Source organism: Arthrobacter sp. P2b, assembly GCF_900168295.1.
Classification (GTDB): Bacteria; Actinomycetota; Actinomycetes; order Actinomycetales; family Micrococcaceae; genus Arthrobacter.
On the sequence record NZ_FVZL01000003.1, the window covers coordinates 54,650 to 76,309 of the forward strand.

20 protein-coding genes and 1 pseudogene are annotated in these 21,660 nt (G+C 64.2%); 4 read left to right on the forward strand and 17 right to left on the reverse strand.

Features of this window, described 5'->3' with window-relative positions; genetic code table 11:
• Positions 1 to 30: 30 nt before the first annotated feature.
• Positions 31 to 288 carry a hypothetical protein gene (locus B5520_RS07520; RefSeq protein WP_079596466.1) on the reverse strand — a complete coding sequence of 86 codons (258 nt, stop codon included), beginning with the start codon at positions 286 to 288 and terminating at the stop codon, positions 31 to 33.
• Between the two features lie 517 nt (positions 289 to 805).
• Between B5520_RS07520 and B5520_RS07525 the strand changes: the two genes are divergently transcribed.
• Complete coding sequence (locus tag B5520_RS07525; RefSeq protein WP_254865514.1) at positions 806 to 2,125, forward strand: BTAD domain-containing putative transcriptional regulator; 1,320 nt, start codon at positions 806 to 808, stop codon at positions 2,123 to 2,125.
• Positions 2,126 to 2,135: 10 nt separating this feature from the next.
• Here the strand turns inward: B5520_RS07525 and B5520_RS07530 are convergent, their stop codons facing one another.
• A complete protein-coding gene (locus B5520_RS07530; protein WP_079596468.1) occupies positions 2,136 to 2,999 on the reverse strand; it encodes a GAF and ANTAR domain-containing protein in 864 nt (287 codons plus the stop codon).
• A 433-nt stretch (positions 3,000 to 3,432) separates the two neighbouring features.
• On the opposite strand from B5520_RS07530, the gene B5520_RS07535 reads away from it, so the two are divergent.
• Together B5520_RS07535 and B5520_RS22710 are read left to right on the forward strand one after the other, a co-directional pair.
• Entirely contained in the window at positions 3,433 to 4,566 is a 1,134-nt protein-coding gene (locus tag B5520_RS07535; RefSeq protein WP_079596469.1) for a glycosyltransferase family 2 protein, read from the forward strand.
• An 11-nt stretch (positions 4,567 to 4,577) separates the two neighbouring features.
• On the forward strand, positions 4,578 to 4,724 hold the full coding sequence (locus B5520_RS22710) for a hypothetical protein (protein WP_176156811.1): 147 nt from the start codon (positions 4,578 to 4,580) through the stop codon (positions 4,722 to 4,724).
• A 13-nt stretch (positions 4,725 to 4,737) separates the two neighbouring features.
• Here B5520_RS22710 and B5520_RS07540 read toward each other — a convergent pair whose 3' ends face one another.
• The 9 genes from B5520_RS07540 to B5520_RS22715 all read right to left on the reverse strand — a co-directional run bounded on the left by B5520_RS07540 (position 4,738) and on the right by B5520_RS22715 (position 14,584).
• Positions 4,738 to 5,964, reverse strand: coding sequence for a glycosyl hydrolase (locus tag B5520_RS07540; RefSeq protein ID WP_254865515.1), 1,227 nt, complete (start codon positions 5,962 to 5,964; stop codon positions 4,738 to 4,740).
• 142 nt (positions 5,965 to 6,106) lie between these two features.
• Entirely contained in the window at positions 6,107 to 7,282 is a 1,176-nt protein-coding gene (locus tag B5520_RS07545; protein WP_176156812.1) for an ROK family transcriptional regulator, read from the reverse strand.
• Between the two features lie 31 nt (positions 7,283 to 7,313).
• A complete protein-coding gene (locus B5520_RS07550; RefSeq protein WP_254865516.1) occupies positions 7,314 to 8,474 on the reverse strand; it encodes a glycerate kinase in 1,161 nt (386 codons plus the stop codon).
• Positions 8,471 to 9,802, reverse strand: coding sequence for a glucosylglycerate hydrolase (locus B5520_RS07555; RefSeq protein ID WP_079596472.1), 1,332 nt, complete (start codon positions 9,800 to 9,802; stop codon positions 8,471 to 8,473). The genes B5520_RS07550 and B5520_RS07555 overlap by 4 nt, the downstream gene beginning before the upstream one ends.
• A complete protein-coding gene (locus B5520_RS07560) occupies positions 9,803 to 10,882 on the reverse strand; it encodes an ABC transporter ATP-binding protein (protein ID WP_079596713.1) in 1,080 nt (359 codons plus the stop codon).
• Positions 10,883 to 10,938: 56 nt separating this feature from the next.
• Positions 10,939 to 11,781: a carbohydrate ABC transporter permease gene (locus B5520_RS07565; protein WP_079596473.1), complete on the reverse strand. Its 843-nt coding sequence runs from the start codon at positions 11,779 to 11,781 to the stop codon at positions 10,939 to 10,941.
• The gene (locus B5520_RS07570) at positions 11,778 to 12,671 is read right to left on the reverse strand and encodes a carbohydrate ABC transporter permease (protein ID WP_079596474.1); all 894 of its coding nucleotides are present in this window, start codon (positions 12,669 to 12,671) and stop codon (positions 11,778 to 11,780) included. Before B5520_RS07570 ends, B5520_RS07565 begins: the two co-directional genes overlap by 4 nt.
• Complete coding sequence (locus tag B5520_RS07575) at positions 12,671 to 14,011, reverse strand: ABC transporter substrate-binding protein (protein WP_079596475.1); 1,341 nt, start codon at positions 14,009 to 14,011, stop codon at positions 12,671 to 12,673. The genes B5520_RS07570 and B5520_RS07575 overlap by 1 nt, the downstream gene beginning before the upstream one ends.
• Before the next feature lie 405 nt (positions 14,012 to 14,416).
• Positions 14,417 to 14,584, reverse strand: a complete 168-nt coding sequence (locus B5520_RS22715) for a hypothetical protein (protein WP_176156813.1) — start codon at positions 14,582 to 14,584, stop codon at positions 14,417 to 14,419.
• Between the two features lie 179 nt (positions 14,585 to 14,763).
• On the opposite strand from B5520_RS22715, the gene B5520_RS07580 reads away from it, so the two are divergent.
• Positions 14,764 to 16,557 (forward strand): glycoside hydrolase family 5 protein, encoded by a 1,794-nt coding sequence (locus B5520_RS07580; protein ID WP_176156814.1) that lies wholly within the window; start codon positions 14,764 to 14,766, stop codon positions 16,555 to 16,557.
• A gap of 9 nt (positions 16,558 to 16,566) precedes the next feature.
• On the opposite strand, the gene B5520_RS07585 is transcribed toward B5520_RS07580, so the two are convergent.
• The 6 genes and pseudogenes from B5520_RS07585 to B5520_RS07610 form a co-directional block, all read right to left on the reverse strand.
• Positions 16,567 to 16,911 (reverse strand): hypothetical protein, encoded by a 345-nt coding sequence (locus B5520_RS07585; protein ID WP_079596477.1) that lies wholly within the window; start codon positions 16,909 to 16,911, stop codon positions 16,567 to 16,569.
• Positions 16,912 to 16,994: 83 nt separating this feature from the next.
• Positions 16,995 to 17,306: pseudogene (locus B5520_RS07590) on the reverse strand (cation transporter); the annotation flags it as partial.
• 16 nt (positions 17,307 to 17,322) lie between these two features.
• Entirely contained in the window at positions 17,323 to 18,597 is a 1,275-nt protein-coding gene (locus B5520_RS07595; protein WP_104443456.1) for a glycoside hydrolase family 26 protein, read from the reverse strand.
• A 108-nt stretch (positions 18,598 to 18,705) separates the two neighbouring features.
• Positions 18,706 to 19,782, reverse strand: a complete 1,077-nt coding sequence (locus B5520_RS07600) for a LacI family DNA-binding transcriptional regulator (RefSeq protein ID WP_079596478.1) — start codon at positions 19,780 to 19,782, stop codon at positions 18,706 to 18,708.
• A 38-nt stretch (positions 19,783 to 19,820) separates the two neighbouring features.
• Positions 19,821 to 20,726, reverse strand: coding sequence for a carbohydrate ABC transporter permease (locus B5520_RS07605; protein ID WP_079596479.1), 906 nt, complete (start codon positions 20,724 to 20,726; stop codon positions 19,821 to 19,823).
• Positions 20,726 to 21,604 (reverse strand): carbohydrate ABC transporter permease, encoded by an 879-nt coding sequence (locus B5520_RS07610; RefSeq protein ID WP_079596716.1) that lies wholly within the window; start codon positions 21,602 to 21,604, stop codon positions 20,726 to 20,728. Before B5520_RS07610 ends, B5520_RS07605 begins: the two co-directional genes overlap by 1 nt.
• Between the last annotated feature and the right edge of the window lie 56 nt (positions 21,605 to 21,660).

Here is a 21,660-nt window from a genome sequence, read left to right on the forward strand (position 1 = left end):
TAACCGGGCCCGCCGGATGTATGGACATGATCAAGCCGCGGTGGGGTAGCTGGAGAGGATATAGTCCGCGGCCGCCGGGCCTACCATTCGAAGCCGGCTATCATGAACGTCGACGTCCCGGCAGTGCATTGCTGCTCGGAAAGTGACGTCCGGTTTTGCATCCATACCCTGCAGGACACACCAGCTGACGTACAGGCCGTAAAGGCAGTCGGCGGTCAGGGGGCAGTCCGTGTCGAATTCAGGGACGGTGGCTTCTGCAAGGAACATTGTGAAATGCGAGGTGGCCATGTCGGCTCTCTTTCCCCGGTGTGCATCTGTCCGCCAGCAGGCTCTAGCGGTACTCCTCAAGGCCCTGCACTCGGCCACAAGGGAAACGTCCCCACAAAGGTGCGACGCTTACCACTCAGGATGGACCAATCACATGCCGCCTGTCCACCCGGCCGCCTGGACTATGCAGGGTTCCGAGAGAAGCCCATCTTCCGCGTCATCGTGAAAATAGGGGGATTACGGGGTGCGGCGCAGAATCCGTGATTTCGCCTCCGCGCCGGGCTACCTAGGTTTGTCCAATCGTTTGAGACAGGTTCGCCACGATTCACGTTTCACCAGCACAAACGCCTCATCGCTTAGTGGTTTTGCCCGAGTACAGCCCCGTTTCGCCTGTATGGCCGCTGAGTATCTGCCCCCAAGTACCAAGTAGTCAGACGAAAATAGCCGGCCTGCAAGCGAGTAGTGACCACTGTTGTTCGCCCTTTTTCCCGCCAATTCAATAGAAACCAGCAGTACTCACTTACTCGGGGGGCACATCGTGACTATTTTGGAGATGGCGAAGAAGAGCGGCGGTCCGGGGCAGGTTCCCGCATCACAGCAGGCGCCGGTGCTGACGATTTCGGTTTTCGGCCCGTTGACCATCCGCCGAGGGGATAGGGAGCTGGGCTCGAACGATCTTGGCGGGCCCAAGCCCCGGCAGGTGCTGGAGATCCTTTTGTTGAACTTCGGCTCGGCGGTGTCCAAGACCCGCATCATGGACCTGCTGTGGGGTGACAATCATCCGTCGGTGGCGTTGCCCACCCTGGAAAGCTATGTCAGTGTCCTGCGGCGGCACTTGCAGCCGGGTACCGGCCGGACTGGCCCGCTGCGGACGGTCACCGGCGGCTACGCGATCGACCGCTCGCTGGTGGACCTGGACCTGAACCGGTTCGACACACTGACCACGCAGGCCAGCCAGGCCGACGCGCCCGCCGCGCTGGCACTGCTCACCGAAGCACTCGAGATCGCTTCTGCCCCGCTGCTGGGGGATGAGTTGCTGCCGACCTGGGCTGAGGAGGAAAGGGCCCTGCACGCAGCCCGTGTCAGTATGGTCCGGGTCCAGGCGGCTGAGACCGCGCTGGCCGTCGGGGACGTGGGCAAAGCGATTACGTGGGGCGGTGTGGCGGCGAAGGAAGATCCCCTGAATGAACGGGCCTGGACGGCCCTGATTCTGGGGCTGGAGCGAAACGGCGAGAAAACAGAGGCACTGCGGGCGTATGACCGCTGCCGCAAGGTGTTGGACGAGGAACTGGGCTGCGCGCCCAGTCCGGCGCTGAAAGAGGCACACGCCAGGCTCCTGACCAGCACCGCGGCAGGACGCATGCCATCGGAGGGCCGGACCCCTATCCACGTAGTGGCCGAAAGCCGTGCCGCTGCACCGGTGGTGACCGAGCAGGAAACCGAACGGCTGAGCATCCTGATCGTTGATGACCACACCACCTTTTCGGACCTGCTGGCCGGGGCACTGGATCGGGAACCGGACCTGAAAAGTGTGGGGGCGGCGAAGTCAGTGGAGTCCGCGGTGACCATGTTCCGCGAGTTGCGTCCCGACGTCGTAATTATGGACCTTCATCTGACGGACGGGTCAGGCCTCAAGGCCGCCGCACATATCCTCTCGGAAGCACCGAAGGCCCGGATCATCATGCTCACCGGCAACCCGTCACAGGAAGCACTGACTGAGGCTGCCCGGATGGGTATTTGCGGGTTTCTCCCCAAAGACGGCGGGTTGGGAGTCATGCTGGACACCCTGCGGCACGCCCATCCCGGCAACATGATCGTCCACCCATCCCTCTTTGCGGGCCTGGTAGGTGCTGCCTGACCCTACCGGTTCAGCGTTTGAAATGAACGGCGGGAGCACCGCCCGGCAGGTCGTCGAGGATGGTCTCCGCGGCATCGTTCGGGTACACGCTGTTGTGGTTGGAGGCATTGAGGAGGACGGCGAACGCCTCGTCATAGGAGCAGCGGTTCCTTGCCATGATCACACCGCAGGCGACATCGATCGACGTACGCCCCTTCAACGCCGAACGCGCCTGATCTGCCGCACTTAGTGCCTCCCTGACCTCAGTTGCTGCCGTCAGGCTCGTGGCGGCCACTGCGCCGAAGGCCATAACTTTGCCAAGAACAGCAGGAGTAAAGACGCCGCCGTTTGTGGCAAGAAGCGTCATCGCACCGAAGTGTCCTGCTGCCATCGGCAGCGGCACAGACGCGACCGACCGGTAAACGGAAATCCGCAGCTGTTCCCGGTAGGCGGGCCAGCGCAGATCTCGTGAATAACCGTTGACAGTGACCGCCAGCCGCCCTGCCAGTGCCTGCGACAAGGGCCCCTCACCGCTGTTTTCGTCCCACATGGCAAGGCTGGCGGCACGGTTGCAGTTCCCGGCAGTCAAGGGGGTCTTTCCCGGACGGGCCAGTGTCACGGCACAGTCGAAAAGCTGGCCGGTAGCCTGCAGAAGTGCTGACTTGGCGGTCAGGGCCAGCAACCACAAGGAATCATGCTCCGTGTCGGCATGGACATCCAGCAGGAATTTTGCGGGGTTTTCCCACCAGTTGTCTGCCGAGAAGACCTCATCCCGGGCCGGCGGGATGGACGCCGGGGCCGGTGACCGCCGGCGGGACGACGCTGTCCCGCAGCTGCCTCTGTCACCGACCCCTGCCTGATACCGTGCACCGTGCACGTGTAGCTCACTACTCATAGCCTGCCCCCCATGACAGTCAGAATGCCCTCAGCAATACTTCTGGCGACAGTACCCGGAGGCCAAAGGGGAGCACACGAGTAGTGTGTACTCTATTTTTGCTCCGATGGCGTCCCTGGAGGATGGGTCGGGCAGCCGGGGAGCACGTGAAGGGCCGCCCTGCAGCCGGCCCATAAATAAAATTCAATTCTAATTTGCCCATTTAGCCTGAAATTGTGACCAGAAGCACAAATGGAATCAATGCGCGCTAGTGGTTTTTTGCATGTGTTTTTTAGATTAGTTGTGAATTGTGAGTCTCAAGAAAATGCATTGAGGAAGAATTGAGACTAATTGATTGAAGCTTGATGCCGGGTGCGGGCGAAATCTGAGATAGGGGCTATTAGCTGGATTGGAAGGTCCGGCCGGACTTTTCGACGTCCAGTAGGAGGCCTCCTTGTCCACGGTTTTGCCCTCGGCAGCTGACACCACGGTGCACTCAGGTGTCCCTGTTTCCGGGCTGCGCGTGGTGGTGCTGGTCCCCGCGTACAACGAGGCCGCGTCCATCGGGGCGACGCTTGACGGGCTGATGCGCCAGGACCGTCCTGCGGACCTGATCGTGGTGGTTCCCAACGGCTGCACCGATTCGACAGCGAGGGAAGCGCGGAAGTATCCGGTCACCGTGATGGAGCTGCCCCGGCTGGAACACCGCAAGTCCGAGGCACTGAACCGCGCGTGGGCGGAGTATGCCTATGACGCGGACGTGCTGGTCTGCCTGGACGCGGACACCGTGCTGCCGCCTAATGCGCTGGCAGCCTGGGAAGCTGAATTCAGTGGCGGGGAACGCGTCTTCCTGGGAGGGTCCTCCTCGAAATTCACCATGCAGGATCCCGGGCTGCTGAGCCGGCTACAAAAAGCGGAGTTTGCCACGTGGACCGATACGGCGCTGCGGCGGGGACGGACGAGCGTGCTTGCCGGTACCGGCTGTGCGATCAACAACGCGGTCCTACGGCAGATTGCTGCCCGGGACGACCGGGAGGGGCCCTGGGTCTATACCTCGCAGGTTGAAGACTTCGAGCTGACCTACCGGATCCGGGAACTCGGCTACGTATGCCAGGTCTCGACGGACGTGCGGGCCTACACGGATTCCATGAAGTCCATCAAGGCCCTCTGGGGCCAGCGGATGAAATGGCAGGTGGGCACGGTGGAGGACCTGCTGGACCTGGGGCTCAACCGCCTGACACTCCGGGACTGGGCCCAGCAGGCCATGGGCCTGCTGGGCGTCTTCCTCAAAATCCTGTGGATCGCCGTCATGGTGCTGTCGCTGACCCTCGGCGTGTTCCAGGTGGTCCTGTTCTGGTGGCTGGTGCCCATCCTGTTCGTGGCGCTGGACATCAAGCGAGCACTGCGGATACCGCACTGGGACTGGAAAGACGTCCTCATTGCGGCCACCTTCTTCCCGCAGGAACTGTTCATGTGGCTGCGCTCCGGATGGTTCCTGGCGTCCTGGTCAGCAGTACTCACCACCAAAATCACCCGGCGGCGCATCGACCGCTGGGAAGCACAATACACAGCAGAGGACATCAACTAACAATGTACGGAATGAACACCTCCATCCCCGCGTCCGGGGCAGCCCTGGCCTACACCGGACTCAACGTAGGGGCCGGACTGCTCACAGCGCTGGGCATCATGCTGATTGGCGTGGCCCTGATCGCCCTGGTCCGCCGCAACCCCGCAGCCCGGCCCTAACCAGCAGCAGGGACTACGACGCCCGGCGCGCCGCCAACGCAGAATTGAAGGCGGACGCCGAGGCGTCGCTGCTGTTAATGCGCCAGTCGGCTTCCTTCTGCATATGGAACCAGACGAAGCCCATCACATCCGGCTGGGCCGCAAGGTAGGACACCAAGTCCGTGTTCCACGCGGCCTTGGACCCGCCCGCCTCACTGGAGGCCGTCTCGGCGATCAAAATCGGAACTCCCGGAGCCAGCGACCGCAGCTGGGCGATTCCGGGCGCGAAGAGATCCTGCGGCGAAATCCAGCCGCTCCACGAGGCGGACGTGCCCCAGTTGTACCCGTCCAGCGCGACAATATCCACGTAGCCGGCACCCGGAAAAAGGCCGGACAGGTCGGTGGAGCCCCAGTAGGGAACATTCGGGCTCCACACCCACGAGACGTTCGACGCCCCGGTGGCCGCCATCACATCGTGCACGTGGCGCCACGCCTGGACGTAGTCCCCGGCCTCGTTGCCGTTGACCCCTTCAGCCCACGGGTACCAGTCGCCGTTCATCTCGTGGGCGAACCTCAGCTGCATCGGGTAGCCCCAGGCGGCCAATGCCTGTCCCCACTGGGTGATGCGGGCATCGAAGTCTCCGGCGGCAATCCTGTCCAGGGAGTAGGCGGGCTGGTCGAGCCCGCCGCCCCAGGCCCACGGCTCCCAGGTCACCAGGGGCACGGCGCCACGCGCCCGCACGGCGTTCATCTCATTGATCGGCGGCGCCTGGAGGAAATCCTTGTAGAACAGGACGCTGGACGGGCTTTCCCCGGCCAGCCGTGACACCTCGTCCAGTTCTGCACTTGCCAGCGGCCCGCCCGTGGTGGCGACCCCAAACTTCAGGGCAGCAGTGCTGACCGGTGGCAGTGCCGGGGGCAGCACCGCCACCGGCGCTGCCACAGTGAACACCGAGGACGCCTGGACCGAAGATGTTTTTGCCGAGATGGTCAGCCTTCCTGTTGCGGTTGAAGGAATGGTGATTGCTGTGCTGAAAGCACCTGTTGAGGTGGTCCGGAAGCCAAACGTGGTGGAGCCCGCGATGACCGTTCCTGAGGTGGAGACCCTGAACCCGGTCCCGCTGACCGTGACGGCGGACCCCGCAGGACCGGTGGTTGGACTAAGCGTAATCTGGGCGGTTGCCGGTGCTGCCTGCACAGGCTGCACTCCCGCAAATGTGAGGCCCAGGCCGACGCCAAGAGTGGCCGTAAGTATCTTCACGAACTTGAACACAGAGATCGGTCCCCGCAATCGATAAGGCTGCCCCAGCAGCCGCCAGTTCCGTGCCAGCAGGCACTTCCCTGATCCTAAAGGCCACCTATTGCCTGTGTCTCAAGATCCGCTCAAGTTTCTTTCGTGCGGCTCAGGCCAGGACGGCCTCGTTAGCCACCGCGTCTATGGCTGCCGGGGAGAATACCTTCCGCATCACCAGCGTGACCAGTCCCCGGGAGGCGGACTGGTCGCCTGGATCGCCGGCTTCAATGGCGAGTCCGTCTGCAATCCGTTCCACCACGGTTGCCATCACAGTGCTCCTGACCTGTTCCACATATGCCGGAACCGCCCCGATGATTCCGCCGATTACCAGCCGGTCCGGGTTCAGGGTGGTGATGGTTGCGGAGAGTGCCCTGCCCAGCACACCCGCTGCCGCTTCCACGATCGGCTCCACAACCGGGTCGCCGGCGCGGGCAGCGTCGCTGATGGCCTGGAGCGGATCCGGCCCCGGCCCGCCAAGGCGGTCGGCGATGGCACGGCCCGAGCTGTAGGCGGCAAGGCAGCCATGGCGTCCGCACCGGCACAACGGACCGTCCTCGGCCATCCGGATATGGCCGATGTCCCCGGCCGCGCCGCGGGCGCCGCGCAAGATGGTCCCTTCCACCACAATGCCGCAGCCGATGCCCGTTCCCACTTTGACGTAGACAATGGTTTCGTCGTCGCTGACACGTTCTCCCAGCGCGGCAGCCCGGGCATCGTTTTCGACGACGAAGGGGACCTCCCAGGCCTCTGATATGGCACGCGCTACGGCATCCCGGGGCCAATCGGGAATGGTGGTGGCATGGGCAACATAGCCTGTTTCCGCTTCCACCGGGGTTGGCACACTGACCCCGACCCCAATAAGAACCTCACCGGTTCCCTGTGCCAGCAGTCTCTTCCCGGCTTCGACAAGGGGCATCAGCACGGACTGGGCTTGTCCACCGATCGCCTGGCTGCTGGTGAGTGAGCGCAACGTCTTTCCGCGGGTATTGGTGACACTTACAGTGGCGTGTGTCTGGCCCAGGGCGATGGTCAGCACCACCCTGCCCCGGTCATCGAACCGGATCTTGCGTGAGCGGCGCCCACCCGTGGCCTCCAGGGACTCCGCCTCGTAGATATAACCGCGGCGCAGGAGGCTCTCGAGCCGCTCATACAGGGTGGCCCGGGACATGCCCGTCGCAGCCAGGAGCTGTTGGCGCGACAGCCCGCCGGTGGAGCGGATCAACTCCAGCAGCCGCCCGTGCGACGTCGCCCCGCCAAGGCTCGCCGGCACTCGTTCCACCGCCATGTCATCCTCCCGTTCCCTCAAACAACTTACTTCATCCGGGGAGCGAGGCTTCCGCCCTGATCCATTCCCGGGCGAGCTGTTCCGCCGCCGATTCCAGCAGCGCAGCGGCATTGGAGATACAGCGGGCCACGTCCGGTTCGTGGTCCGTGAGGGCATAGGCCTGACTGATGCCGAGGCCGGCCAGCTCGCCGCGTTCCAAAAGTCCCCGCCCGCAGACGGCAACAGCGGGCACTCCGGCGTCCCAGGCCGCCCTGGCCACTCCCGCGACGGCCTTGCCGTTCAGGGTCTGTCTATCCAAAGATCCCTCGCCCGTAATGACCAGGTCGGCGCTGGTGAGGGTTGCCAGGGCCTCACCGAACCCGGCAAGGTCCATCATGACGTCAATCCCGGGCCGCATGGTGGCGCCAAGTACGCTTTGGGCGGCAAAGCCCAGGCCGCCGGCGGCACCTGCGCCGGGCAGGTCTTCAGCACCGGCGGGCAGCCCGGCGGCACGCAGCGTCCGCACGTAATGGCCGAGGCCTTCCTCCAGCAGCCGCACGTGGGATTCGTCAGCGCCCTTCTGTGGAGCGTAGACGGCGGCAGCCCCCCGAGGTCCCAGGAGCGGATTATCGACGTCGGCGGCCAGGATGATCCGGCAATCGGTCAGCCGCGAATCCAGCGTTTTAAGGTCGACGACGGCGAGATCACCGAGTGCCTTCCCGCCCCGTCCCAGCGGTGTTCCGTCTGCCGTCGAAAGGGTGGCGCCGAGCGCCTGCAGGAAACCGGCCCCGCCGTCGGTGGATGCACTGCCGCCGACGGCCAGGATGATGGTGCGGGCACCGGCGTCCAGAGCAGCCCGGACCAGTTCGCCGGTGCCGAAACTCGTTGCCCCCAGGGGATCGGGAAGGCCGCCGGGGAGCTGGAGGAGCCCGGATGCCTTAGCCATTTCCACCACGGCCGTGCCGTCGCTGCGGCGCAGCGCAAACGACGCCGCTACCGGCTGCCCTCCCGGCCCAGTGACCGTCGTCGTGATTTCCGCGAAACCCGCGCTGAGGGCAGCGGCAACGGAGCCCTCGCCGCCGTCGGCCATCGGCATGGCAGCCACGGCTGTGTCCGGACGTACCCTCCGGATGCCCGCCTCCACCGCAGCGCAGACTTCAGCGGACGTAAGGCTGCCCTTGAACTTGTCGCAGGCAATCAGCACTGCAGTCACGGGTTCCCGAGCCATTCCAGGGCAGCGGCTGCCGTCCATGCCTGGGCGAGGCTTCCCAAGGGCTCTGCCGTAAACGGTTCGTAGTACTCCGCGAAGGTGAGGTCGGCCAACTGCTGCAGGGACTCCGAGCGGAGTGTCTTGACCAGGTCAGCCTGCCCGTCACGATCGCTTGCCCAGCCCAGCAGCAGGTTCAGGAACGGCCACACCGGCCCGCGCCAGTAGGTCCTCGGCCTGAAGGCCGCACTGGCGGGGGAGGTGGACGGCGGGAGTGCAAACCGCATTCCGGGGAATGCCATCCAGTCCTTGCCCTGCAGCAGTTCACGCTGCCTCGACAGGAGTGCGGCATCGCCGCCGGCCACCAGCGGCGCGAAACCGGACACCGTTTCGGTGGAAATCCATTCGCCCGCCAGGACGTCGTAGTCCCGGGCCAGCCCCGTCTCCGGGTCCACCGTGGAGGCCACCCCGCGGCGGAAGCGTTCGGCCAGCCCCCGCAGTTCCGCTTCCTCGGGGCGTCCAAGTTCAGCGGCCAGGTTGGCCAGGACCTCGGTGGAGGCTGCCATAATTCCTGAGAAGAAGACGTCCCGGACCCGGAAATCCACAATCTCCTGCACGGCCTGGTCGTCGAAGCCTACGGATGCCATCTGCTGGACGAGCCAGAGGTACTTCGCGTATTCGGCGTCGTCCGGCCTTTCGCTGGCATCCGCCACATGGAGGACGTCCCGGCGGGTGAACGGCTCCAGCTCGCCGGGGTGGATGGCCGCGTACGGGCCGTCCCAGCGGGGGGAGTTGTCAAAGCCCGATTCCCAGCCGTGGTGGATCTCCACCAGGCCCACGCCTTCGGGATCCCGGACAGTGGCCAGCCAGCGGTGCCAGGCCAGCCAGCCATCGAAGGATTCGCGGAGAAACTCCTCTGCCGCTGCCTGGTCGGATCCGCCGTTCTCCCGGCCGCGGTCAAGGATGTGCTGCAGCGCGATGACGTGCACCGGCGGTTGGCAGATGCCGCTGCTCTTGACGCCCTCCGGGAGTGCCTTGGCGGTGGCCGTGCCCCAGCGGTCAAAGCCCGGAAAGTAGCGCTTTTCATCCTCGCTGAAAACAATGTGCGGAATCATGCCGGTGGACCACTGGGCGTCCAACAGGGTACGCAGCTCGGTGATGGCGCGGGGCACGCTCACCCTGGCCAGGCCTATCGCAACGAACGCCGCATCCCAACTCCACATGTGGGGATAAAGGTCGGGCGCCGCCGTCGTCATGGTGCCCAGGTCATTGCGGCGCAGAACTTCGATTGCGGCGTTGCGGAGCTCTTCGTTGCTGACGTCGTGGTGGGTCATCTAGTTGGCCTCCAGTGCCATTGAGGTTTCGCGGTCATAGAAGCGCATGGTGTTGGGCGAGAAGCCCAGCCAGATGGTCTGATGGGGAGCGGTTCGGAAGCTGGGCGGGGCCTGGACCTTGAGGGTCTGTCCTTCCACATCCACGGTGAGCAGGATGGTGGAGCCCATGGGCTCCACCACCAGGACCGTGGCGGCGATGTGCCCGGAGGCGCGTTCCTTTGCCACGGACACGTTTTCGGCGCGGACGCCCAGGACAATGCTGTGGTTCCCGAACGACTGGAGCAATGACGGTGCCATGAGCCTCTGGTCCCCGACCACCAGCTCGCCGTCCGGGGTCACTGCTGCGTCAACAAAGTTCATCGGCGGGGAACCGATGAAGCCGCCCACGAAGCGGTCACTCGGTGCGTCATAGACGTCCAGCGGGTCGCCCAGTTGGGCAATCCGGCCCTTGCGCATCACGGCCACCTGGTCCCCGAGGGACAGTGCCTCGCTTTGGTCGTGGGTGACATACACCGTGGTGGTGCCCAGGTCCTGCACGATCTTCTTCAGCTCGGACCGGAAATTCAGGCGCAGCAGGGCGTCCAGGTTGGACAGCGGCTCGTCCATCAGCAGCACGTCCGCGTCCACCACGATGGCCCTGGCTACGGCAACCCTCTGGCGCTGGCCGCCGGAAAGCTGCGCCGGCAGCCGGTCCAGGTAGGGGGTCAGCTGCAGCAGGTCAGCGGCCCACTGGACCTTCTTGTCGATCTGCTCCTTGGCGACCTTGGCCATCTGGAGTCCGAACCCGATGTTGTACCGGACGGAGCGGTGCGGGAAGACCGCGTAGGACTGGAACACCATGGAGATGTTCCGCTTGTTGGGCGGCAGGTAGGTGACGTCCCGCCCGCCGATGGAGATGGAGCCGGAGTCAGGAAGTTCGAGTCCGGCCAGCATGCGCAGCAGGGTGGTTTTCCCGCAGCCGGACGGGCCAAGCAGCACCGTGAAGCTGCCGTCGGCAATGTGAAGCGAGACGTCGTCGGTGGCCCGTTCGGTGCCGCCGGGGTAGGTCTTGATGAGGTTGGAAATGGAGATATCAGCCATGGGGATCGGCTCCTTGAAGGATTCTGGAAGCTTGGAGGTTTGGGGGAATGCCGGGATCAGCGGATGGTGGAGCCCCACATGTTGGTGAGGTACCGGCGCATGAACGCGATGAAGATGATGGAGGGGATCACCAGCGCGAAGCCTCCGGCGAACCGGTAGGCCAAGGGTGAATCGGCCAGCGAGGTGAGGACCTGTGCCGGCAGTGTCCGGTGGTCCAGGGTGAGGATGGAGGCGCCCAGGACCTCGTTCCAAGACATCACGAACGTGAAGATGGAGGCGGCGGCGATACCGGGCAGGGCCATGGGCATGACCACCCGCATGAAGGCTCCGAACGGGCTGCAGCCAAATACCCTGGCGGCCTCCTCCACGTCGTGGGGGACACCCAGGAACACGCTGGCCGAGATGAGGATGGTGGTGGGCAGTGCCAGTGCGGTGTGCAGCAGAATCACGGCGTAGGTGGTGTCGTAGATGTCCACGGTGAGGAAGAGCCGGGCCAGCGGGACGGACAGCACCACAATGGGCAGGGCCCGGGCGAAGAGCAGGAAGAGCTGGTATGGCTCCTTGCCCGGGAATGCGAAGCGGGCTAGGGCGTAACCTGCCGGAACGCCGATCAGTGCCGAGAGCAGCAGCGTTCCCACTCCCACGATCAGCGAGTTGCCCAGTGCGCCGAAGACGCCTGTGGATCCGAGGAATGCGTTCAGCGTCTCGAAGGAGAAGCTGGTGGGCAGCAGGCTCAGCGGGAAGGCGTTGAGGGATTCCCTGCTGGACAGGGCCGCAAGGGAGATCAGGTAGATGGGGATCAGCATAAACAGCGACACTGCGATGCAGGTGAGCTGCAGCAGGACCCTGTTCCGCTTCTGGCGTTTCAGCGGCGCGGTATCAACGGTGGCCTGGCTCATCGGGTGCCTCCCTGGGTCTTTTCGCGGAGAGCCCGCAGGTAGAAGATGGACGTCAGCATGGACACGGCCAGGATCACCAGGGCCAGCGCAGCTGCAACGTTGGGGTTTTGCAGGCCGGTGTACCAGCGGTAGGTTTCCCCGACGACGAGGGGAAAGTTCTGGCCGGTCAGCGCCTGGGCAACGGCAAAGGTCTGGAACGCCAGGATGGTCCGGAGGATCAGGGCCACCTGGAGGCTGGGCTTCAGCAGCGGCAGCGTGACGTGGCGCAGGCGCTGCCAGAACGATGCGCCGAAGACCTGCGCGGCCTCGTCGTAGTCCTTGGGGATGCCCTGCAGGCCGGCGACGACGATGACCAGTACCAGCGACGTTGCACGCCACAGTTCAGCGATGAGGACGCAGATGAACATCGTTGTCTGGTTGTCGTAGGCCAGCCAGGAGACGCCTTCAATGCCGAGCCAGGCCAGGGCCGAGTTCAGGTAGCCGCGGTCATTGAAGATGGAGAGCCAGACGAGGCCTGCGGCGAGGTCGCTGAGGGCCAGTGGAATGGCCCAGATGAAGAAGTGGACTTTGTTCAGCCGCGGGTTCGCACGCAGCAGCAGGGCCATGCCAATGGCGAAGGCGAACTGGATCGGAATCATCACAGCGATCAGCAGCAACGTGTTGCGCACCGCCGGCCAGAAGTAGGGATCCTGCACCATGCGGGTCACGAATTCGAGTGTGAAGCCCTGTTCATTCCGGAAGGCCTGCATCACGCCTTCGATAACGGGCCAACCCAGCAGAAGGGTCATAAAGACAACGGACGGTCCGATCAGCCAGACCGCAGCCGGGACGCTGCGGCGCCGGACAGGGGTGGCGGCTTTGGCCGGGGCCGGGGGCGCTTGGACGGTCATTACGCTACCTCGCATTTCGCGGAGACGGGATCGGGTGCCCAGCACGGTACGTTGAGCGACTGCATGATGGTGTTCAGCTCCTTGGCCTGGCGGTCCAGGACCGGCTGGATGTCCTGGTTGTTGAGGCAGATCTCCTGGAAGACGTTCTTGAAGATCTGGGACACTTCGCCTTCCTTCGCACCCAGGCCCACCGGAGGCAGCGCCAGCAGCGCGCCCTGGGAACGCTGCTGAAGCCGGACCGCCCCGGCTTCGAGTGCGATGGCCCCTGCCAGATCGGTGGGAAGCTCGGTCTGCACCACAGGGAAGAACGCGTTCTGCCGCAGGGTTTCGACCTGGGTCAGCGGTTCTGACAAGCCGCGGATGGCCTGCTCGGCAAGTTCCCGCTCGGTTCCACCGGCAGGGAGTGCCAGGCCTGCGACGATGAGCATGTACCCGCGGCCCTTGGGTCCCTTGGGGGCGGGCACCATCAGCCACTCGTCGGGGTTATCGGCAGGAGCGTTGATGAGCCTGGCCACGTGGTCCCATGCCACCAGCACTTCACCGCGCGCCAGCGGTTCCTGCATGGCGTCGAAGTTGGTGGAGGCAGGCACCATGTTGTCCCACAGTTCCTGCATGAAGTTCCAGGCTTCAACAGCGTCCGGGTTGCGGAACGTGGTGATCTGGCCGCCGGTGAAGCTTGGCAGCAGGAATCCCTGGTAGAAGCGGTGATGCAGGCCCTTGGGGCCGGCGGGCATGCCGAACACCGGCCGTCCGGCACCCTGTTTGGCTGCCTTGGCCCAGGCCAGGTAGTCCTCGTAGCTCAGGTCATTGACGTCCACTCCGGAGGGCAGCCATTCCAGTGCCTTTTTGTTGACGGCAACCACGTAGGTTGCCTGCATCCACGGGACGTACTTTGCCGAGGAGGTGCCGGCCTTGGTCAGCTCCAGCATTTCCTTGGTGAAGCCGCGGCCGGCCAGATCGGTGAGAATGCTGTCCACGTCTTCCAGGGAGTCGGCCAGCGGTGCGAGTTCGCCGTGCAGTCCGCCCAGCAGGGACGTTTTGATGTTCCCGGCGGCCGTCTGCGATTTCACCGTTGATGCAAAGACGCCAGGGTCCACGGAGTTGTAGGCCACGGGCAGGCGGAGGGACTTCTTCAGGACCTGCTCGTATCGCTGTTTTTCCTCCACGGGAGTGAACTGGGTGGACAGGAAGCTGACGGTCCCACTGCCTGCTGCGGCTCCACTGGTGTCGAAACCGGCGCAGGCGGACAGGAAGGGCGCCGACAGGGCTGTTCCCAGGCCCGCCAGCAACATACTGCGGCGTGAGGGCAGGTGGGATGGGGAGGGGAATTCGTGATTCATGCACTGCTCCATTCGGGTGTGCGGCTTTGCACCACTTTCGTTTAATCATTAGACAAAAGGTTTGATGTGTCAAGGGTCACGCCGTGAAAAGCGGGGCGGAGGAAGTGTGTCGGGGCCGGCACGGTGCCAGCACGCACTGAAGGTGGGATGTACGACGGCGGCGCGTGCCGCCGTCGTACGTGTCAGCCAGATCACTTCCAGCAAATCGGCTGGAACCCTTTACGTGGCGGACCTGGCTTATTAAAGTCAGTTCTTGTCATAGTCCGGATGGGCGCTGTGGGGCGTCCGGGAAGGGGGAGTGCATCGCCGCTGACCGTTACCAGAAGACCAATGACCACTACGTTGAAAGCCCCTCCTAGGAGGGGCTTTCCCTTTGCCGGCTGGCATTGGCCGGGCGGCGTTTATTCAGCGCGGAATGCGGCGTCCCCTGAACCGGTTCAGCAGCAGAAGGACCAAGGCGACAATCACCAGCACCGGGGCCACCCCAAGGAGGAACCCCAGCGTTTTGACGGCCAGTCCCACGATGAAAAGGACCACGGCGACAAGCAGGATCGCCACCACCAAAGCTCTCATCTGTCTCCGCCTCACGGTCGCAGTAATCTCCCCAGCGTACGCCGATGCCCCCGTTCCCGGCCCCCTGGACGGCGATGAATCCTGTCTGTTCCGCAGGTGGAACCACACCAAAGGTTTATCCAAGGTCAGCTCCCTAAAGTGGGCGCAACTGCTTTATGGCCAGGCAAGGGGAGCTCATCATGACCGACGGCAGCGCTTCATCATCGGATCGCCCAGCAGGGGCAAAGGCCTGGCGGATCGCCGGGCGGCGCAAGTGGCCGTGGTGGATTGGCGGTGCGCTGCTGGTGCTGGTCCCGGCGCTGATAATCGCCGGCTTCACGGTCTTGGGCGACAAGGATGACCCTCCTGCAGCCGGACCGGCGTCGTTCACAGGCTTTGTTACTGCCTCCGGCCGCGGCCTGGTCCTCAACGGGGAACCCGCCAGGCTGAAGGCAGTGAACTTTTCCAACCTCTACCACCGGAATCCGAAGGGAACCGAGCTTCCCAATTCCCAACACCATTCCGAGACGGATTTTGAGCGCGCGAAGGAGCTGGGATTCAACAGCATCCGGTTCGCCTTCGACGGGGACTGGTTCGTCGATTCGCCAAAGGTTTTCTTGGAATGGCTGGACCAAAACGTCACCTGGGCGCGGCAGCACCAGATGCGCCTGATCCTGGACATGCACACACCCATCGGGGGATTCTGGCTGGACCCCACCAGCGACCAGGCAAGTTTCGATATCTGGGAAAACCCCCGGATCCAGCAGCAGAACGCCGATTTGTGGCGCGTTATTGCCGACAAGTACAAGGACGAACCGGCCATCGCCGCCTACGACCTGCTGAACGAACCGGTGACCACTGATGCCACCGGGGAGCAGTGGAAAAAGTTCGCGCAGCAGCTGGTGGATTCGGTGCGGTCCGTGGACCAGAACCACCTTCTGGTCATTGGCGGGATTTACGGGGTCAACGGCCGCTACGGAGCCGCCGGCATCGACCAGCACTTCCTGGTGGACGACAACAACGCGGTGTACGACTTCCATTTCTACGAGCCCATCAAATACACGCACCAGTACGCCTCCTGGGTGGAAGGCCCCATTCAGGATGGCGGACGGTATCCGGACCCGAACGTCATCCTGCCCACGGGCAACAGGACCCTGCTGCAAGGAAGCCGCATCACCACCCCGAGCCTGCCGAACGGCACCTCGGACTGGGCTCCCTATGACAGCGGCATCATCGCCATCGACGACCGCAGTGCGGTAGCGGCCGCGCCGCTCATGACGGTGCAGGGCGGCATGCAGGGAACAGCCGGCTTCGACGCCGTCACCGTGACCGAGTACGGCCCGGATGGGACAGAACTGCGCAAAATCGTTGATGAACAGCTGAACAAGGACGCCGTCCTGGACTGGTACCAGTGGAGTTTCGGCGGAGACGCGGCGGCGCCGGCCGGCTTCGCACGGGAAACCACCGGGCATTTGGATGACGGCAGCCTCTCCATCAGCAATGCAACAGACCCCGCAGCCATCACAGGGTGGAGCAACGATAGGCACCTGTTCAAGGTGACACCCGGCAACAAGTACCGCATCCAAGGCTTCATGCGGGGACAGGACATAGCACCGTCAGCCGGCACCGCGCCCCGCGTCGGCCTGCAGCTGGATGTCTACGCCCAGTCGCCGGGAGCCGCCGGAAGCGGCTTCCTCCAGCGCGACAAGACCTACCTGGCGCACGAAATGGGGAAGCACCTGAAGTTCGGCGCCGACAACAACGTCCCCATGTCCGTGATGGAATTCGGGACGGTCCGGCAGGCTTTTGAGATGGAGGGCAAGGGCGGCCAGCAATGGGTCAGTGACATGCTCAGCCTTCTGGAAGAGAACAACCTCAGCTTCGCCTACTGGGAGTACCACGGTGCGCAAATGGGCCTCTACCTTAGCGGCCAGGGCCAACCGGGCGAACCCAACGTGCCGCTCCAGGAAACCCTCCGGCGCGAGCTCAGCTAGAAACAACGCTCAACTGCCGTCGCCGTTGGCGGCGCTGATGAATTGGGCCAGCATCCTTGCCTCGCTGGAGCTCAGGAAGACCTCAATGGGCTTGGCCTGGTTCGCGATTTCGAGGGTGAGCGTGAAGCCCTCTGACCCGGCGCTTGGGCGGGCGGACCATGTCTGCAGGACAGGTGCCATGTCCTGTCCCAACAGCACGTAGCGCTCCTCCATGTCCCAGGGGGAACCGGCCTCGATCAACGCTTTATGCTCAGCGCAGACGAAGGCCTCGTGATAACCGGCAACGAGGTTCTGGTTCCCCACCAGGAAGGCGGAACCGGCATTGGTGCACCGCAGTACCGAGCAAGTAATCATGAATCAGAGGGTAGAGAGCGGACATTGGGGAACCCTAACGGCGCAGCTAGGGATTTCCTTGTTTCGCAAAGGTTTCCATCGCCTCACTTTGTCCCGTCTGATGCGCAGCAGTCATCGGGTTCCCCAGCATGACTTTCCTCCACATGGGGGACGGTGCAGCAGACGTCCCCTTTCCAGGCGTTGATCCCCTCACGGACGGCGATCCCGGCAATCACCAGTGCCGCACCGGCGTCGGCCCACCACCATCCCAGCGTGCTGTTCAGGACCAGGCCAGCCAGCAGCACGGCTGAGAGGTAGGTGCACAGCAGGGTCTGCTTGGAGTCAGCCACCGCAGTCCTGGATCCGAGTTCGCGGCCGGCCCGGCGTTGGAGCCAGGACAGGACGGGCATGATCGCCCAGTGCGGCAGCGGATTACCTGCGGGGAGCGCAGGCCTCGGCCGGGCCGTAGTGCAGCCAGTCCGGCAATGCGGCGGTGAAGGCTTCCCGGACCTGCGGTGACTTAGTGACGGTCCAGTCCACCCGGCCGTTGACTTCCACCTCGTCCTCGTCACGCTCGAACCAGTTGACCATCTTCAGCTGCGGGAAGCGCGCGGCCGTCGCGGGATCGAACAGCTGGCCCCACCAGGCCTGCTTGATGGCCAGCTCGGTTTCCCCGCCGGCCGCCGGATTGAACAGCGCGGCAGTTTCCGGGATGGCCACCGGCTTGCCGTGCTGCACCCCGTAGACCTCGTAGAAGTCAGGCACTGGGGTGTCGTCCCCGTTCGCGCCAAGGTAGTTGCCGGTGAGCTGGCTCGCGAACTTGTTGGCTTCCGGCAGTTCGTTCTCACCCCAGGGGAAGGCCGATCCCCAGTGGTAGAGGGACATTCCCACCCAGTCCACCGCGTCATCGCCCGGATAGAAGGGGGCATAGGGGTCATCATCCGCGGTCAGTGCCCCGTCCGCGTCGGTATCCAGCGCGGTGAAGTCCGCTGTTCCGGGCTTCGCATCGTACTGGCCGCCGGAGAATGGATAGCCGCCGCCGTAGTCCGGCGCCCACATCATTGCCGAACCCGGCGCCTGGGCGTGGACGGCTGACGCAAGCGTGCGGAAGGCTGCGATGTAGCGGGCCGGCTGCTGACCCCATGGGATCCAGTTGCCATTCATCTCAGGCGCGAACCGTACAAAGACCGGGACGCCGCCGTTGTTGACCGCCGCGAGATCCCTGGCGAGGGTGGCGGCGGATTCCTCCGTCACCGCGTCCAGGCCGTTCACGGGCTCCAGGGTCAGCAGCATCGCCTGGCCATGGGCGCGGATTTGATCGGCGGCGCGTTGCAGGTCCTCCTTCTCCTCGTCGGTGTAGGGGAAACCTGTGGAAACCACGGTCACGGCGGGCGTGTGGCCCAGGTTGAAGGAGTATTCGGCCAGCGTCCTGGCCTCCATATCGAGGTTGACGCCGAACAGCGCACCGCTGGCTGGGACCAGCGCAGCCCTGTCCAGGATTTCGCACGGACGCAGGGAGACGGGTGTTGGAAGGCGGATGGACTGATCAGTATTCTGCGGCCTCGCGTTGATCCCGTAATAGGTGACGGCGCCACCGATCCCCACAACGAACAGCCCCACGATCAGGGGAAGGGCGAGGCCCTTCAGCCGCCGGGACAAATCCCCGCGCCGGGAACCGCGGCTCTCCTCCGGAACTTCCTCCGACATCGGTGGCGGCCCCCTCCCTGGCTGACCCTGACTCCATCCTAGGTATGAACCTTGGAACCACCATGGAAACGGGCGACGGCGGCCGCGCGCCGTCGTCGTACGTTTCAGTTAAGCGTGTGCTTGCGCCCGTACTGACGTGCGCTCCACCGTGGGGCAATGGATTTTCGAGATTCCCTCGGTTGCGCCGTCGAGCTCCAGCAGCATGCGGACGCCGGCCGCGCCCAGCTCGTAGTGGGGGAGGGACACCGTGGACAGCGGTGGACGCAGGTGCGCGGCGATGACTTCCTGGTTGTCGAAGCCCACCACGGCGATGTCGTCCGGGATGGACAGGCCGTGCTCGCGCAGCCCGTCGTAGAGGCCCATGGCCATCCGGTCGTTGTAGCAGTACACGGCCGTCGCGCCTCGTTTGAGGAGTTCCCCGGTTACCCCGTACCCGCCTTCCTGGTTCGGATAGGCTTCCATGACCAGCTCGGGATCGAACGGGATTCCCGCGTCCTCAAGTGCTTCCCTGTACCCCAGGAGCCGTCCGTCCTTGGCGGGGGCGGGGATGGTGGCATTGATAAAGGCGATGCGCCGGTGGCCGTGCCGCAGCAGGACCTCCGTGGCTGAGCGGCCGCCCTGCACCTCGTCCGGAACCACGGACCGGGTGCCCGGCTCGTTGGAGAAACAGTTGACCAGGACGAAGTCCGCTTCCCGCAGCGACGCCGGAATGTCTGTCTGCCGGTGGAACCACGTGGAGTAGAGGATGCCGCGCACTTTGTACTCGAGCATCATGGTGATGGCGTCCTGCTCCAGCTCGCCGTTGCCTTCGGTGTTGGCGATGAGGAGGGCATAGCCGTGCTTCCACGCCTCGTCCTGGGCGCCGTGGATGATCTGGCCGGCGAAGGGGGTGGTGGCAACGCCGTCGGCCACCAACCCGATGAACCGGGACGTGCCGCTGACCAGGGTCTTGGCCATCGCGTTGGGGCGGTAGCCCAGAGACCGGATGGCATCCTTCACGCGCTGCCGCGTTTCCTCCGCGATCCGGGCGTCCTTTTTCTTGTTGACCACCAGCGAGACGGTGGCGGTGGAAACCCCGGCCGCTTCCGCGACGTCGCGGAGGGTGACGGGGTGGGCACGCTCGGGAATCCGCCGGGCACGGGGCGTCCGGGCCGGTTCTCCCGAACCTTTCTCCATTGAAATCATCTGTCCTCCTTCAGGAGTATATCCATCCGCTGCGGCCGTCATCCCTTGGTCGCCCCGCTCTCAAGGCCCTGGATCATGGCCTTGTTAAGCACCAGGAAGACCAGCAGCAGCGGGGTGATAGTGACGCACACGGCGGCGAAGGTCGCCGTCCAGTCCACCTTGCCCATGGCGCCGATGTAGTTCTGCAGGCCCAGCGGAATGGTCTTCAAGTCCTCGGACAGGACGAAGGTGTTGGCGAAGATGAAGTCGTTCCAGATGAAGATGCTGTTGACCAGCACCACGGTGACAACGGTGTTCAGGGACAGCGGCAGGGTGATCAGCCCGAAGATCCCGTAGGGCCCGGCCCCGTCCAATGATGCGGCCTCGTACGTTTCCCGCGGGATGTATTCGAAGAACGACGAGAACAGGTACACGGACATGGGCAGGGAGAACCCGGCCAGCGGGATGATCATCGACTGGTACGTGTCCAGCAGGTTCACGGCCGAGTAGTCGATGAACAGCGGGACGAGGGCGATCTGGACCGGCACGATGATGCCGATCAGGAACAGCCCGCGGACCAGCTTGCTGAGGCGGAACCCGAGCACCTGGATGGCGTAGGCGGCCATCATGCCGAACAGGACAATGAGGATGTTGGCGCCCATGGTCACGATGAAGCTGTTCAGGATGTTCCGGCCCAGGTCGCCGGTCTCGAAGGCTCTGGCGTAGTTCTCCCACGTCAGGGCACTGGGCAGGGCGAAGGGGTCGCCGGTGGCGAAGTCCTGTTCGGTGCGCAGGCTGGTGAGGAACAGCCAAGCCAGCGGATACACCTGCACGATCACGATGAGCATGATCAGGACCCGCGAAAGCGTCCGGAACAGGTTGGGCTTACGACGGCGGCGAGCGGCTTTGTGGGGAGCGGGCGGGACGGTGGTGGGAGGGGTAGACGGGGCTGCCTGGGCGATCATTAATCTGCCTTCCGCTTGAGCAGGAACAGGATGAGGCCGACGGCAACGAGGCACTCAATGACGATGAACACTGAGATGGTGCTGGCGTACCCGAAGTCCGTGCTGGTGAACGCGGTCTTGTACATGTAAGTGGTCAGCAGTTCGGAGGACTGTCCCGGGCCGCCGTTGGTCATCAGGTAGGGGATGTCGAAACCGCGCAGTCCGTAGGTGGTGGCCATGATGGTGGTGGTGATCCACACCGGGCGGATGTACGGGAACCGAATCTTGGTGAACAAGGTCCACCGGGACGCGCCGTCCAGGACCGCGGCTTCCTCCAGCTCCTTGGGCACGGCGATCAGTGCCGCGTAGATGATGAGCATGTAGAGCCCGGTGAAGCGCCAGCCTTCCGGTGCGGACACTGCCGCCAGGACGGTGTTGACGTCTGAGAGCCAGGGCCGCTCCAGGCTTCCCAAACCGATCCAGTGCAGCAGTTGGTTGAGCAGGCCGGCCGGGTCGATGGAGTAGATCCGCACGAACAGGAAGGCGATGGCGACGGTGGAGATGACGGCCGGCAGTAGGTAGAGAGTCTTGATGAGCTCCCGTCCGCGGCGGAGGGACGTGAGCAGGCTGGCCACCACCAGGGCGCCGCCGAGCTGCAGGACCAGGCAGATGGCCAGGTAGATCAGGGCGTTCAGGAACGCGCGCCAGAAGATGTCGTCGGCAACGAACATCCGGACGTAGTTGTCGAGGCCGACGAATTCCATGTCGCTGATGCCGTTCCAGGAGAAGAAGCTCAGGAACAGGGACTGGAAGATGGGGAAGAGGACTGCGGCGCAGTAGAGCAGCAGGGGCGGGAGCAGGAAGACCAGGACCGAGGTCCGTGACCGGTTGGGAAGCATCCTGTTGGGTTGCATGGCGGGGCCTTTCGGGCGGGGGACCGGTGTGGCCCCCCCGC